Origin of the sequence: Sphingomonas sp. Leaf30 (assembly GCF_001422525.1) — a bacterium.
In the GTDB taxonomy this organism is placed as follows: domain Bacteria; phylum Pseudomonadota; class Alphaproteobacteria; order Sphingomonadales; family Sphingomonadaceae; genus Sphingomonas; species Sphingomonas aerolata.
In genome coordinates this window covers 21845-36671 of record NZ_LMKZ01000002.1, presented here as the reverse complement: position 1 = coordinate 36671, position 14827 = coordinate 21845, and the positions used below count along the sequence as shown (strand labels likewise).

The following is a 14827-nucleotide window of genomic DNA, read 5'->3' as shown; positions in this document are numbered from 1 at the left end:
ACGGGTATCCCGGATGCCTCAGTATTTTGCATCGCCGGATCCCGCGTTTTGCTGCAGTTCTTCGGCTGATGCGCAATCCGTAAGTTTCGCATCACGAATGCAGTCGTTATCGCGATTACGGCCCCCAGAGGTCCCACATCGCAAGTTCGATATCAGGATCGAAGACGATGCTGGTGCTTCCTGACGGAAGCCCGCTCGTCTCCTGGTATTTTTTGAAAAGGCGTTGAATAGGATTGCGTACGTCTCGAAACCAATAGAAATTTTACCGGCCGCGGACGTTGCTCCCAGAACCCATGTGTACTCAGGTCCGTCAGCACCTGCATGTTTTTCTGGCCAAGCAAAGAATGATACTTCTCGGCGACCATTTGCATGAAGGGTGAAACGCTCTCCTACCCGGAGACCCTCACGCTGAACTTCGTATTTTCGATCGACGCCCTCCCATGATCCTGTTGCTGATTTGCTAAATGCGGTAGGAGCTCGGGATATCATATCAGTTATTACCAGGCCGTTTTAAGAACTTCTTCTGCAGCGCTGCGTAGCAGAGGCTCGTTTAGCGACTGCACTCGGGGTCCGACGCGTTCAGCGAAGGGCATGAATGATCTTTGATCATTTTTCTGCATAGCAGCGCATGCTTGGCCGATCTCAGTGGCGCTGAGCGACTGCCAGCTACTTACCAAGTTCTTCTCCCACTCTGCGTTATGACGCTTAACGGCCGCGTCGATTGCCTGCGCAAGCTTTTGGTCACCCGAAGCTCCGTCCCGGGCTTTCACCATAGCGGCAGTCTGGGTTCGCCCAACTACCATGGTCAGTATCGACTTGAACTGCTCGGCCGGCTTCATCGAGGCAACGAGGCCCTGCGCATCGCGAGTAGCGCATTGTGCAGACGCGTTGCCGCAGCTGGCGAGGGCTATAGACGCGGTGACGATCGTGAGAAGGCGTATCATGCTCAAAGCATGCCCTTGAGGGGTTAGGATTAACTGAACGAAGGCGGATTCCTGGCACCGCCCAACCTATCTGCAACCCGACACACGCACGCGATAAGGTCGCTGTCGCGAAACTACTAAATTTCGGACGTCTCAAATGTCGATACTTTTGCGACAGTTGGATTGCGCTGAGTGGTGGACTACGACGAGACTTTCGAACCGAGCTGCCCGATAGGTGCCTTCCCGCAAACGATCGAAAAATGGGAAGCGGCGGGTGTCTCCGCAAGTGCCCCTTCTTGCATCAGGGGTTCGGCACGGGGCAGCGATATGCGGCCTTGTAGCTCTGCCCCCAGCAATTGAGGAAGGCGTCGAGAACGCGAATGTTCATCGGCCAGCGAACAGCCCTTGGTTTGCCGTCCGAGCCGACCGCGTCCTTAAGCTCAGCCGGGCGGGGCAGAGCTGCGAGTTTCGCACGAGCAGCTTCCAGCTTCCGGCGATCTCCTCGAAGGAAAGCGATGCTTCCGTCCACGTAGAGGTTCCATCCCCACTTCGCATCGTCTGCTGCGGGATGCCTTCCCGCTTGGAAAAGCCTGATAGCGTCAGCATACTGGCCAACGTCGGCCCGTAGCTGGCCCTCATGCCATGAGAGGAGGGTATCGGCAGGTCCCATGCTTCCATGCGCCTCCCGCCAGACCCGGATCAGATCGGCAGCTTCCTTGGCACAGCCTTTTGCTTCGAGCGTCCGCCATCCCCCATTCATATCCTGATCGAACGCGGGAAGATCGAGCGCCAAGGTGGCGGATCGATCATATTGGCACTGGGTCGCGCCATCGGCGGGAGACAGTAAGGCAAGAGCAAGCGCTGCTACGATCATCGCATATCCTTGTTTATTGTAGATCCGCTTAGGGACGCCCAACATGCTGCTGGACGGTCAACCTCATTTACACATCAAATGAATGAGATGCCGGGGCTTGTCGTACGTGATTGACGCGCAACCACGGAGTACGTCGGCACCAACATAGACGATATATGCTGCCCGAGATGGCTTGCGCTTCCCGTTGACGACAATGTCGTCGGTCATCTCAGACGGATCAGGTTCCTCGTCTCGTATCGAGTTGGCGCTTCCGAAATCAGCGGTGCGCACCAACAGCCGATCAATGCTGACCGGCCCTAAATCCAGCGTTCGGCTCAATCGCATCACGCGAGCCGGACGTTCGACGCCGTGCGAGATCATAACTCGCTGCGGCGTACCACTAAGGGCTCCGTCAAGTTCCTCACTGATGGCGGCTCCGGCAGCAGCGCTGGCAACGGTGGTGGCAAACTGAGGCGCGAACGCGAACTTGATCGACTTACCCCCGATCATCTTGGACGTTGCAGCGACCCACCAAGTGTCGGGCAGCAGAGGAATTGAGCTTGTACGTTCCGCCCCGTTCGCCTCCCGCAAACGATATCGCACGACAGGTGCCGGCAGCGCATAGGGTCCCGCCAGCCCGTCCGCAAAATCATACGCATCTGCCTGAGACCATCTTGTGGCCACTCTGCTTGTATAGGAGCCGACAGTCAGATCAGCGTTCTGCGTGTAGCCTTTGACCAGAATCGGACCGACCTTGTTATCCGGATTCCGAGATACAGATATCAACTGGAAGCGCCGCGCGGCCTTGGCTCGTTCTTGCTCTGCATTGGGACCAAACAGGCCTAAGGCGACGGAGCGTCTCAGCGACAGCACTGACGGCATTCCAGAGCCGGAAAAGGTGTCTATGGTTTGGCCGTTTACTGAAACCTGCAACTTCCCATTTGGCGGTACGTCGATCACATGCCCCGCCTCGCTTGCCATGACGGTAGGCGCAAGCGTGCCTACCGCGATCGTGGCAAGAACCGCCCATTTTCTTCTCATATTAAGCGATGCGCCTCTACTTTTTAGCGATGGGTCCTGTGGCCACGTGCTCGAAACCCTTCATCAACGAATTCTATGGCCGCCTTTAGGCGCCCATCCGCTAGCTCACGAATAGGAACGGCGATCGAGACAGCCGAAGCATTCCCAGCGGCATCGAATTCAGAGAATGTCCGGTTTAAGCTTTGATCTTTCCAAGGCTGGTTAAAAACGCCATTTTAATGTGACGGCTGCGGCAGGCGCTACGCCAATAGGGCTGCCGTGCTGGATGACATGTACGGTCGATTCTGCATTCAGCGGACCGGTGAACTCGGCGCGTATCGGACGCGCGGCAAATCTGCCTAAATCAGATATCCAAATGTCCATGCCTTTAGGAGCGCATACAATAATCTCGTCAGATTGACCTCTGTCTATGCAGGTAGGTTCACGCGGCCGAACCTTCGCAAGATCGAAATTAACTAGAGTTGGAGTGACGATAGTCGAACCAGATGCCGCGGCTAAAAAAGCGACCATCAAGGTTACAGTCATATCTTAACCTCTCCTCGTTTGAGTAGCGATCGCTGGAAGACGCAAGCTGGTTATAACAATTTACATGTAAAGGTGCCCACTGCTTCAACCGCTGCCGCGCGGATCGCGGATACGGGATTATTCACTTTAGCCAAGTCAGGATCCTCCACCCTTAGGTGTTCGACGCCGCTACCCCACTGTTCGCGCCACCATTTGCTTGCGTTACGTGCGCTTATCTGTGGAAAAATCATCCTCGCGTAGCTAAGAAGTTCATCAGGCGGGATCAGGTCTCGGCCATCAGCAAGCACGTGAGAGAGATCTTTTGCGAGATCAACGTTCGCGGTTTTCGGCATATTAATTGTGCGCTGCTTTAGATCGGCCTCAAGGTTATGTTTAGCCGCAGCCCATTCTTTTGCCGTGAATCCTGAGGTGGCAAGATCGCACGTCGTCTTCCACAAACTCGTAACCGCCGGTTTCCATTGATCGGCAGCGAAGTTGTCCCAGAGCATGATCTGGCGCTGACCTTGCTCGCCATTCTCGATGAACATGCCGACCTTACCCGGCGGACTGCCAGGCTGGAGGGTAGCGAGCCGGTCATTGATCGCACGTGTGGTGAGCAAGTCCATGATTTCGGCTCGCGCTTGTTGATCGCGCGAAGATGACGGGACCGGCGTCGACATTACTACTGTTACCAGCGCAGTCCGACGTCCTTGAGGACGCGCGGAGAAGCTGACCGGACGGATGAGATTGCGCTGGAACATAGGGAACGTTTCTTGGCGATGCGCGGGTTTGATAGGTTTCCACTCCCCAAAGCGCTTCTCAATCAGCTTCTCCACCTCACCCGGCCTCACATTGCCGACGACGACGATCATCATGTTCTCAGGGCGGTACAAGCGTCGATACAGGCCGCGGATGGTATCAATGCTCGCGGTCGGTACATCGTCGGAGTTCTGCGCATCAATTCTGTCGTTTGGTGAACCGGGCGCGATTGCAGCGATGTAATCGGCGTAAATTTCGTTGCCGAGTTTCTTGTCCGCCATTTCCCGCATGACTGAGGTACGCTGACCGTCGACGGCGTCGGCCCTGAACGTAAGGTCGGAAGCAGCCTCACGAAGCAAGCTCAAAATCCCGTCGAGGTCGGCGCTTTGCCTCGTCTTACTCGACAGGAAATAGTTACTTTCTCGCCAGCTCGTCGTTGCGACATGAGGCGCGGGGAGTGTCAACTGGAGACCAGCACGAGTAAAATGATCGACGTCATCCGGCGATCCCACCGTTGGGCTGTGGAACACAACGTGTTCGATCAGATGTGCCAGACCCCGTTCGCCTGGACGATGCTCCGCAATGAAGCCGCCCTCGTTTCGCATGAGTACTGCAACGCCAGGTTCATTGCCTTGCCGGGGCAAGATCGCAAATCGTACACCGTTTTCGAGACGACCCATTACCGGGGCACCCCAATCGGCGGAGGGGCGATCTGCGGTCTCTGAACTGACGCTGCCCGCAACAGGCCTCCTATCCGCGGCAAGTCCCGATGAAGATAGAACGAACACCGGGGCGGCAATGAAGCACATCGATGCTTGGCGAAATTTTCGCATGTAGGCTCCACTCCTCGACAGGCCAGCCTCCCGTATCATGCGAGTATTTCTAGCCGGCTGGATCGGTGATGTGCCACCTTTGAGGCAAAAACGTGACTATGTGCGTGGTGTCAGCGCTGATAGTCATTTCCGATCGCGAAAAGCGCTCAGTGGTTTACAAACCGCCGAGCGTACGTCGACCGTCGGGAGTTTGGGCATTCGTTATATGGATCTGCTGAACCGTAACTTGCTTGTGTCCCTGCGGGAGATACCGGATCGTACGGTGTTTGCCATTGTCTTCGACCAACAATGCAAAAGGCGCTAGTGCGTTGTCCGGCTCGCCTTCTGTTCGGACGAGTATCTTCATGCCATCTCGCAACCCTGCCGCATACGCTGGCAACAATCGATCAACGGCTTCATCTGCAGGCCTCCTGTTTCGGTTATCGACGATCAACGACACATACGGGATCGTCAGGGTCGTCGTTGGAGGCGAGTTGCTGATCCGCATGTCGTTCAGAAGTTTGAGACGGTCGCGCAGTGAGGGTCTCAAGCTTTTGCGGCATGCCTGCACTGGGATGGCTGTTGCCACAAAGGCACATCATGCAGGTTTCGTGAGCCAAGCTTATAAACAGCTGTAACGTCTCATTATTTCTGAATATGACATAGGTGTCATATTCAGGGGGCGTTAATGCAAAAGGCTTTGTTCTGTCGTGCGTCGATCGCCGCAATCGTGGCCGCAATCCTGCCCACGGCGGTGCTTGCGCAAGCCGTGCCGGTCGGGGGTACGCAAGCCGATCCGGCGCTGGAGCAGAGCTCCGGAACGCAGGTGGGTAGCCCCACTGGCGTTAACGCGGATGGTTCGCCGGTCACTGTCGACGAGGCCGCCAGCAATGATATCGTCGTTACTGGTTCACGCATCCGGCTTCCCAATATTCAAAATCTAGAGCCGACGATTGCCGTAAACCAGCGCTATCTGCAGGATCGCGGCATCACGAACGTTGCCGATGCGCTGAACGAAATTCCGGGTATCAGGGGCAGTATCACGCCAGCGGGCGCGCAGGGATCGTTTGGGCAGGGCGTGAACTTTATCAACACCTTCGGTCTCGGATCGAACCGGACGCTCACGCTTGTCAACGGACGCCGCTATGTGTCCTCCAACGTCAGCAGCATCTTCAACCAGGGTAGCCAGGGGACGCAGGTCGACGTCAACGTCATTCCGACGCTGCTTATCAGCAATGTCGACGTCGTCTCGATCGGCGGGGCCCCGGTCTATGGCTCGGACGCGATCGCGGCCACGATCAACTATGTACTCGATACGCGCCTCAAGGGTATTCGGGCACAGATAACGAGCAACGTCACCCAGGAAGGCGACGGCTTCCGATACAATGCCGCAATCGCTGGTGGCTTTGACTTCGCGGGTGGGCGCGGCAACATCACGCTGGCCTATACGCGTGACGAACAGAAGGGCATCCTCGGCAACGCGCGCGGCTTCATCCGCGATAATATTGGCGGCGCGGGCAACCCCACGACCGCTCAAGCGGCGACGCTTGGTCGGCCGGCCGGCACCAGCTTTACCAATGACGGGCGCCTCAATGGCGGAATCGGCTTCAACGATTCCGCGACCGACGGCTTTCCCGGCACGGTGCAGGTGGTGGATCGCACCATCCCACTGCTGACTCGCGGCGGGCTTATCACGTCGGCGTTCGCGAACGCCAACGGGACGGGGGCGGTCGGTGCGGCCGTGCAGAATTTCCAATTCGATCCAAGCGGCAATCTCGTTCCGTTCAACCGCGGAGTTCGCTTCCTCAGCGTACAGGAGGCAAGCGGCGGCGACGGGTTTCGCTTTAACGATTTCGTCCAGCTGACCAGCGAGCTGAAGCGCGACATTTTCAACGGCTTCGCTGCATTCGACGTATCCGACGCGCTTAAGTTTTTTGCGGAAGGCACGTATTTCCACTCGCGCGGCGATGAGCTTGTCCAGCAGCCGACCTTCAACTCCAGCCTGTTCGGAGGCCTGAGCGGTGCAACATCTTTCAGCGTCGACAATCCTTTCCTGACGCAGCAGGCCGCAACCCAGCTCCGCGCTCTAGGTGTCAACCGGTTCAGCGTGTCGCGCGCCTCACTTGACCTGTCCGATCCAACCGGTTTTTCGACCAACAACCTGTACCGCGGCGTGTTCGGCGTGAAGGGCGACTTCGGCATTGGAAGCCGCAAGTTTAACTACGAGGTCAGCGGAAATTACGGCCGGGTCGACATCACGGACACCGGTCAGGACCTCAATGCGCAGAACTTCATCAACGCTGTGAACGTAACGCGCAATGCCACCGGGCAGATCGTCTGCAATCCGACGCCGACCTTCCAGGCAGCACCTGGAGGCACGCCGACCGTCGATGCGGCCTGCGTGCCGCTGAACCTGTTCGGTGAGGGCGCTGCCAGCCAAGCGGCGCGCGACTACGTCATTTCCACGAACGTTACGACCAGCCGGCTTGAGCAATATATCTTCAACGCCAATGTCGGCGGCAGCCCCTTCGCCCTGTTCGGGAACGATGTCGGCTTCAACATCGGCTACGAGCATCGTGAGGAGAAGGGCAGTTTTACGCCCAGCGCATTTCAGCAGGCCGGACTTGGCCGGTCGGTCGCCATCTTGCCGGTCAACGGCAAGTACAACGTGGATGAGGCGTTTGGTGAAGTGGTCGTGCCGCTCGTCACCGCGCAGAACGGACTTCGCTTCGTCAACAGCCTCGAGGTGTTTGGCCGCGGTCGCTACGTCGACAATACGGTAAATGGCGGATTCTTCGCTTGGGCGGCGGGTGGCCGGTACGCGCCGGTGGAAGACATCAGCTTCCGCGGCAACTACACCAAGTCGTTCCGAGCACCGGCGATAACCGAATTGTTCTCGCCTCAGACCAACGTCTTCACTAACGTTACCGATATTTGTTCGCCCGCGAACATCAACGCAGGCGCGGTGCCACTGACGCGCGCCGCCAACTGCGGCGCGTTCCTGGCGGCGTTCCCGAATGCCACCCCGCTCGATGCGGCGGCGGCGACCGTTCCGGGCATCAATGGCGGCAACCCCCTGCTCGACAACGAAGTGGCGCGCAGCTTCACCTATGGCGTGGTGTTGCAGCCGCGCTTCATTCCAGGCTTCTCGCTGTCGGTCGACTATATCCGCATCAATATCAGCAATCCGATCTCTAGCGTCACGGTGGCGACGATCGCGCAGTCCTGCTTCGACAACAGCAGCTTCAACACTGCTGATCCGGCGAACGGCAACGCATTTTGCTCGCAAATCCGGCGTTATGCAGCTGGACAGGGCGGGGCCGCGGCCAATGGTGGTGATCGCGGCGGGCAGGTCATCAACGATCCGCTCAACCCTGGCGTGACGAGCGGCTTCATCAACGGCAACCGGATCCGCTTCAGCGGCATCCAGGCGCAGATGGACTATATCCGTCCGCTGTCCGGATTGGGCCTGCCGGGCCGCGCGGGTATCGACGGCACGTTCTTCTACACCCGCCGGCGCGTGAACGACATCACAGGCGTGGCACCAGTCCGAATCGACGGAACATTGGGTGATCCAACCTTCCAGGGGCAGCTTAACTTCCGCTATATCGGCGAGGGGTTCGGCGTCACGATGTCGGCCAACTACATCGGCGAACAGCTGTTCTCCCGCGTGACGCGCGGGCCTGACATCCGCGAGGTCGACGAACTCAATGATTTCGTGCTGTTCAACCCCAATGTCTATTTTGACGTGGACCAGCAGTTCCGCCTGACGTTTTCGGTCACCAATCTGACTAATCGCAAGGGGCAGAACTATTTCGGCTACGTCCTACCCGCGAGCCAGCCCACGTCGGGCGCGATCGGGGGCGATCCAATCGGCCGTCGCTTTGCGGTAACCGCACGCGCAAAGTTCTGAACGATCGGCGGGTCGCCTGATACGGGGGCCCGCCTTTCCGAAGAGATTTTTAATTGAGATTGCGACGTTATGTTCGTCAAAGACGAACCGTATCGCGGTCAGGCCAGCTATGCCTCTTTAGCGCCGCCTTAATGAACATGAGCGCGGCGCTTTTTCGCGGAGAAATAGTTAGGACAAGCGCCTGAAGCAACGTGGCAAAGTGTTTCCGCCTCCCTTGTCCCTTCTCAGAAGCAGAGGATGTTTAGTCTAATGCGAACCGCCTTCTTTGAGACGAAGCCTGGTCATTGGGAATGACAACTCAGAACGCAGCTAAGGCGTCATTCCGCCCTTAGCCGGGACGATCCCAAACTGCGACAATCTTACATAGCGTAGCGCTGTTTGATTCATTGCTTGGGAGAGTGCATCATTTTAGCTAGGGCGCCCTCGCTACCGAGGTGGCTACCGCTAAACCGCCATCGTCGCTGCCTAGCTTTTGTCTATTTGAAACGTAAGCTAGAACCGCCTGTCGGTTAATGCGAGAGACATACCTATGTTTGATAATGGACATTTTCGAGCATTGATCCGGACATGACTTTCAGGCAAAGCAATATTCAAAAGCCGAGACTTATTATAGTTGGTTCGCCTGCTGACGATGGAGGCGTCATAGCATCACTATCTCCGCAGCTTTACGATATGGAACAGGCAAGTACGGCTCAATCTTTGAATGCCTGCCTTTCGGTAGCAAAGTACGACTTAGTTATACTAGATATAAACATTCCAGATGCAGACAATGTGTCTTTAATTAAAACTCTATACTCGAGAAGCGAATCATTCTATCTGTTAGTAAGGTCTGACACCGATGACCAGGTAGATACAGTACTCGCGTTAGAGCTGGGTGCTGATGACTGCGTTACCTTTTCGTGCAGCCCTCGAGAAATAAAGGCGCGAGTTCGCGCGCTACTCCGCCGTCGTAAAGGTGATGCTCGGAGTGAAATTGAAATTTCCGACGAAAAGACTAACGTTCTAGCATCAGAATTTTCGTTTGAATCCTGGATATTACATGGAGACAAATGTCAACTATTAACGCCAGCAGGTTGTGCCATAGCCCTAACCAAAGCAGAGTCTTCAATATTAGTGAACCTGTTTGCCGATCCTGGTCTTATTAAAGATCGTTTAGGCCTTATAGGTGCAGATGCCAATCCTAAGGATTACGATATTAGATCTATCGATGTATTTATAAGTAGGCTTCGCAAAAAGATATACAACCATGGCGGTCACAGTCTAATTAAGACTGTTCGAGGCAGGGGATATCAGCTAAATACATCTATGCGAAACAGTAAATAGAGCCTTTGCGGGATTTACTTAGTGGATGGCATTATCTCAAATCAAAATGATAAAGCTATATTACATCTCGTGGTGCTTATTATGTTATTTACGGCGATGCTACAAGTTAAGGAAGTCTCTTAGTGCCAGGACCCATTAATGAAAGGGCGGCGATCTGATTCAGGGTTCGTAAGGAGACTGGTAATAAGCGACCTGTTCTGGCTGACGGACGAGCAGATGGAGCGGTTGCGTCCGTTCTTTCCCAAGAGCCACGGCAAGCCTCGGGTAGACGACCGGCGGGTGCTGAGCGGCATCGTGTTCGTTAATCGCAACGTGCTGCGCTGGCGCGATGCGCCAGCCGCCTACGGCCTACCCAAGACGCTCTATAACCGGTTGAAGCGCTGGGGAGAAGGCTGGTGTGTTCATGCGAATGATGGAAGGCTTGGCAGCGGAGGATGCTGAGCCGAAGACGGTGATGATCGACGCGACCTACCTCTAGGCGCACCGCACCGCACCGCACGGCATCGAGCTTTCGGGTTAAAAAGGGGGCTTTGGCCGCCTGATCGGGCGCACCAAAGGAGCATGAACACCAAGCTCCATGCCATCGCCGATGCTAACGGGCGCCCGTTGAGCTTGTTCATGACGGTGGCCAAGTCAGCGACTACACCGGTGCGGCAGCGCTTCTCGACGACATGCCCAAAGCGCAATGGCTGCTCGGCGACCGCGGCTACGACGCCGACTGGCTTAGAGACGCGCTCCAGGCCAAAGGTATCCAGCCCTGCATCCCGGGCCGGCGATCACGCAACGAGCCAGTCAGATACAACAAGCGTCGCTACCGGCACCGTAGCCGCATCGAGATCATGTTCGGGCGCCTCACAGACTGGCAGCGCGTCGCAACCCGCTACGATCGCTGCCCCACCGTCTTTCTCTCCGCCGTTGCCCTCGCTGCCACCGTGATCTTCTGGCTATGATCAACGAGTCCCGACCCTAGGGCTTTTATGCGCCGACATAGTATCGTTAGCGGCGTTCATGCTCCCACATCAGCAGCGCCAAATTCTAAATCCGCCCATCCCTCGGTAGCTAATTACTGGATGCTCGATAAGGCCAGATGCCAGCTTTGGGCACCATCTGAAAAGAGAGTATCGTTGACCAACGTGGAATATATTATTCTGGCGGCTCTTTTGGACAAACCAAGATAAATTGAGGATCGAAGCAGGTTACTTGCGATTAAAGTGGGGAGGGCGAGGTTCAGAACGAACGAACGCTCGATCTGTATGTCATGCGAGTAAGAAAGAAGCTCGCAGAGGCGGGAGGATAAAAGTTAATCGAGACTGTACGGGACAGAGGCTATCGGCTGCGCCTCGATCAATAAGTTAGTCTTAAAACCCTAATGAATAAGACAGCGCTTATTGCCCATGCAAAATGCTATTGAGACTAGTTCACATAAAGAGGAGCCGCAAATAACTGCGGCTCCTAAAGTACTGCAACTCTTAGTTTTATTTAGAACTTGAAGTTTACATTGGCAAACAATGTCCGACCGACATAGTCGTAGCCCGAATAAAGCGGCGCGTTGCCCTGTACGGAATAGCCGACCGCAGAAATCCGCGGCGGGGCCGTGTTGAGCATGTTGCGAACGCCAAAGGTGAATTGGTACTGCTTGGCGACGTTAAGCTGCACTGACAGTGAATGCAGGAAGTAGTCATTTACCTCCAGATAGTAGCTGTCCTTGTATTGCTGCAGCAAATCTGAATCAACTTGGCCAGTCAAATTGTCGAAGGCGAAATACTCATACGTACGACGATGATCGCCATCCACCCAGTCGAGCCCGTAACGCACGGTCACCGGACCGTTGGTATACGTTGCGTCGAAGCTTCCCGACCAATCCGGCGCCGTGACGGTGCCATTCATGTCGGTCAAAAATTCGTCCGGAAAAAGCCGGGTCGACTGATTGGTGAACTTGGTGACTGCAGCGTTCAGAATGAACCGCCCACCTAACAGGTCATGAGCGTAGCGCCCGTTGAATTCAAAACCACGGGCTATATTTTCGGAAAGATTAACGAAGCTGCTCGTAACGCTCAGTGCCTGATTGGCATCGCGCGTCACGAAACGACAGAAACCCGCCGTCGGATCGAAGTTGGCGTTTCCGTAACAGCGACCGAGAATGGTAGCGGCACTCAGATCAGAGACGCCGTTGCTGACCTTTACGTCGAAATAGTCGAGCGAGAACGAGATCGAGCCGAATGCCTCTGACAGACGGGGGCTGATAACAGCACCGACGGTCCAGTTCTTCGACGTTTCTGCACTCAGACCCGCTTCCGCTCCGCCGACGCGGAAGGTGGTGATGCCGCTGCGCTGTTCGAAGTCAGCTGGCAATCCAATGGCGGCGCAGTTCCGAGCGAGGATCTGCTGGTTGGGAGATTGATCGGCTGCAACCGGAAGCGCGCTACAGGGATCGTTGTTGGAGCCAAGGAAGCCGCTGGTGGCGCCCAGATACTGCTCCGCCAGGGCCGGAGCCCGGTAGGAGGTGCCATAGCTGCCACGGAACCCTAGGCCGCGGATTGGCTCCCATTCGGCCGCGGCCTTATAGGTCAGGTCAGAACCGTAAGAGGCATAATCGGTGTAGCGACCAGAGGCTGTCAGGTTGAGGCGGTAGAAGAACGGCTTGTTCGCGAGAAGAGGCAGATAGAGCTCGCCATAGCCCTCCTTGACGTTGTCCTTGCCTACCGTTGGCGTAGCCGCTGTCAGACCGAACAGATTACCTGAGACCGAATTCGGGTCTGGCTGGTCGTTAATGCTCTGCTTGCGGTATTCGGCACCAAGTGCGAGCTGAGCGTTGCCGCCGGGGAGCTCGAAAAGAGGGCCGTCGATGTTGAAGGCGAAGGTGGTTTCACGGAACTTCGTATTACCGATCGTATTCGCAACGATGTAATTGCGGAACTCCTGTGGCAGCTGGCCACCGATCACCGCCGCACTGAGAGCTGGTGCCGCCACACAGGCCGGGTTTGATGCTGCGCTGGCGCAGCTAAAGGTGCCATTGGCATTTGCAACGACGTTAAGCGAATTCGCCAGACGATCGCTCAGGAACGACTCCGCCGAGTACGATGCGTCGTTCCAAGACTTGCCTACATAGGCATCGTAGCGCCACTTATTGAAAAAGAAGTCACCGCGCACGCCACCTGACGCGCGAACGTAATCAACCTGTTGATCCGAAGAGGTCAAACCATAGCTGATGAAAGCACGAGCGGCGATGTTTTGGCCGCTGGACGTAACCGTCGGGGCAGCAAACAGGCCATTGCGAATATCGACGGGGAGCAGCGGGCTACCCTGAAGGTAGTCAAGTGACAGCTGACGATAGAGAGGAGAAGACGATTTGCGGCGGGTGGCCAGCAGTTCACCATAGATCTCAGCGTGACCAAGGATCTCCGTTTTGTATGTGCTGCTCAGATAGCCGGTGTAAGTCTTTACACCGGTGATCAGCGGTTCGTTCTGTGAGATGGGATCAAAGGTATCGCGGTCATAGGTACCTACGCCAAGATAGCCAGGGAAAGGTCCCGTCGTGACCCCCGGTGCCGGCACAAAGCGATTGAATCGTCCAGCTACACCGCTGGTGCGGCCGATAGCGGTGCGCGTCGGCAAGCCGAGGGTGTTGATCGTCGTGCCGCCGTTATCGAGCGTGAAGCAGGCGCGGGGATCGGTCGGTGCGAAATTATCGCCAGAACCGAAAGCGCTTCCTTCGCCGTCCAAAAATCCGCCGATCGGGCACTTAAAGAAGTTGCTGTCGTTGACCGACAGCTGATTGCGTTTCCGATATTCGAGCGAGCCAACGACGCTCAGTCGATCGGCATCAAAGCCGAAAACGCCGGAAACGCGTCGATCAAGGCCGGCACCAACTTCGGGGAGATTGGCCTGAGCGTCGAGCCGGAGCCCGCGCAGCTTCTGATCCGTGATGATGTTGATCACGCCTGCGACCGCATCGGAACCGTAGACTGACGATGCGCCTGCCTTGAGCACCTCGATCCGATCTAGGATGGCGGTAGGCAGCACGTTGAGATCGGGCGACAGTAGCGAGCCACGCGATCCACCTGGAGCCAAACGGCGGCCGTTTAGAAGGACGAGCGTACGATTGGCACCGAGGCCGCGAAGGCCAATGGTGTTCGCACCGGTGCCGCCATCCGTGACAAAGCCGCCATAAGCATTGTTGATCTGCGAAGTGCCTTGCGTAATTGCGTTGCTCTGCAGCGCATCGGTAACGCTGTTGAAGCCGGCTTGAGTGACTTCGTCCTTGCCGATGACCGTGATCGGCTCGGCCGTTGAGAATTCGTCGCGGCGGATGCGCGAGCCGGTGACCGTAATTTCGCCCGTTGTGGCACTTTCAGCGTCAGCAGCGGACGGCGAAGAAGGATTGACTGCATCCCCAGGAACCTGGGTTGCGTCCGGACGGACGTTGGTTTGGTCAGTTGCCTGGCTGTCCGCGGTTGTACCGTTGGTCTGCGCAACAGCCGCTACCGGCAACAGAACGAAAGACGTGGCCAGCGCCGTCGCGCTGAGAAGGCGAGTGATTTGCATTGTGTCCCCGTTTCAGCATTTTTGCTGTAGGCGACCAATGAGGCGCATAGCCCGATGATATGCAAGCCGATTACAATTTCCTTACATGAATCTTCGCATTTATGTTGCGTTTTAGACACACGCGGTGATCACCCACGGAGCGGGCACCGCGATG

The 14827-nt window shown here is 56.3% G+C and carries 9 protein-coding genes and 1 pseudogene; 3 read left to right on the top strand and 7 right to left on the bottom strand.

The genetic code is table 11. The features are described 5' to 3' along the window. Positions 1 to 497 precede the first annotated feature (497 nt). From ASE89_RS07070 to ASE89_RS20235, 6 genes are all read right to left on the bottom strand, one after another. Positions 498 to 944, bottom strand: coding sequence for a hypothetical protein (locus ASE89_RS07070; protein WP_056675560.1), 447 nt, complete (start codon positions 942 to 944; stop codon positions 498 to 500). A gap of 280 nt (positions 945 to 1224) precedes the next feature. Then, positions 1225 to 1797 carry a hypothetical protein gene (locus ASE89_RS07065; RefSeq protein ID WP_056675557.1) on the bottom strand — a complete coding sequence of 191 codons (573 nt, stop codon included), beginning with the start codon at positions 1795 to 1797 and terminating at the stop codon, positions 1225 to 1227. A 63-nt stretch (positions 1798 to 1860) separates the two neighbouring features. After that, positions 1861 to 2736, bottom strand: a complete 876-nt coding sequence (locus tag ASE89_RS20245; RefSeq protein WP_156363340.1) for a hypothetical protein — start codon at positions 2734 to 2736, stop codon at positions 1861 to 1863. A gap of 282 nt (positions 2737 to 3018) precedes the next feature. Then, the gene (locus ASE89_RS20240; protein WP_156363339.1) at positions 3019 to 3342 is read right to left on the bottom strand and encodes a hypothetical protein; all 324 of its coding nucleotides are present in this window, start codon (positions 3340 to 3342) and stop codon (positions 3019 to 3021) included. Positions 3343 to 3392: 50 nt separating this feature from the next. After that, positions 3393 to 4913, bottom strand: a complete 1521-nt coding sequence (locus tag ASE89_RS07055; RefSeq protein ID WP_168427587.1) for a M16 family metallopeptidase — start codon at positions 4911 to 4913, stop codon at positions 3393 to 3395. 154 nt (positions 4914 to 5067) lie between these two features. Further along, a complete protein-coding gene (locus ASE89_RS20235; protein WP_156363338.1) occupies positions 5068 to 5481 on the bottom strand; it encodes a hypothetical protein in 414 nt (137 codons plus the stop codon). A gap of 99 nt (positions 5482 to 5580) precedes the next feature. Between ASE89_RS20235 and ASE89_RS07045 the strand changes: the two genes are divergently transcribed. The 3 genes and pseudogenes from ASE89_RS07045 (at position 5581) to ASE89_RS19645 (ending at position 11078) form a co-directional block, all read left to right on the top strand. After that, positions 5581 to 8805 (top strand): TonB-dependent receptor domain-containing protein, encoded by a 3225-nt coding sequence (locus ASE89_RS07045; RefSeq protein WP_056675547.1) that lies wholly within the window; start codon positions 5581 to 5583, stop codon positions 8803 to 8805. Between the two features lie 567 nt (positions 8806 to 9372). After that, entirely contained in the window at positions 9373 to 10128 is a 756-nt protein-coding gene (locus ASE89_RS19650) for a response regulator transcription factor (RefSeq protein ID WP_082451313.1), read from the top strand. Between the two features lie 183 nt (positions 10129 to 10311). After that, positions 10312 to 11078: pseudogene (locus ASE89_RS19645) on the top strand (IS5 family transposase). A 529-nt stretch (positions 11079 to 11607) separates the two neighbouring features. Here ASE89_RS19645 and ASE89_RS07030 read toward each other — a convergent pair. Further along, a complete protein-coding gene (locus ASE89_RS07030) occupies positions 11608 to 14673 on the bottom strand; it encodes a TonB-dependent receptor plug domain-containing protein (RefSeq protein WP_056675542.1) in 3066 nt (1021 codons plus the stop codon). Positions 14674 to 14827: the final 154 nt, after the last annotated feature.

Bases quoted from the DNA above. Each gene is read 5' to 3' on its own strand.
- ASE89_RS07065 (WP_056675557.1), bottom strand. From the start codon at position 1,797: ATGATCGTAGCAGCGCTTGCTCTTGCCTTACTGTCTCCCGCCGATGGC.
- ASE89_RS20240 (WP_156363339.1), bottom strand. From the start codon at position 3,342: ATGACTGTAACCTTGATGGTCGCTTTTTTAGCCGCGGCATCTGGTTCG.
- ASE89_RS19650 (WP_082451313.1), top strand. From the start codon at position 9,373: ATGACTTTCAGGCAAAGCAATATTCAAAAGCCGAGACTTATTATAGTT.
- ASE89_RS07070 (WP_056675560.1), bottom strand. From the start codon at position 944: ATGATACGCCTTCTCACGATCGTCACCGCGTCTATAGCCCTCGCCAGC.
- ASE89_RS07030 (WP_056675542.1), bottom strand. From the start codon at position 14,673: ATGCAAATCACTCGCCTTCTCAGCGCGACGGCGCTGGCCACGTCTTTC.
- ASE89_RS07045 (WP_056675547.1), top strand. From the start codon at position 5,581: ATGCAAAAGGCTTTGTTCTGTCGTGCGTCGATCGCCGCAATCGTGGCC.
- ASE89_RS07055 (WP_168427587.1), bottom strand. From the start codon at position 4,913: ATGCGAAAATTTCGCCAAGCATCGATGTGCTTCATTGCCGCCCCGGTG.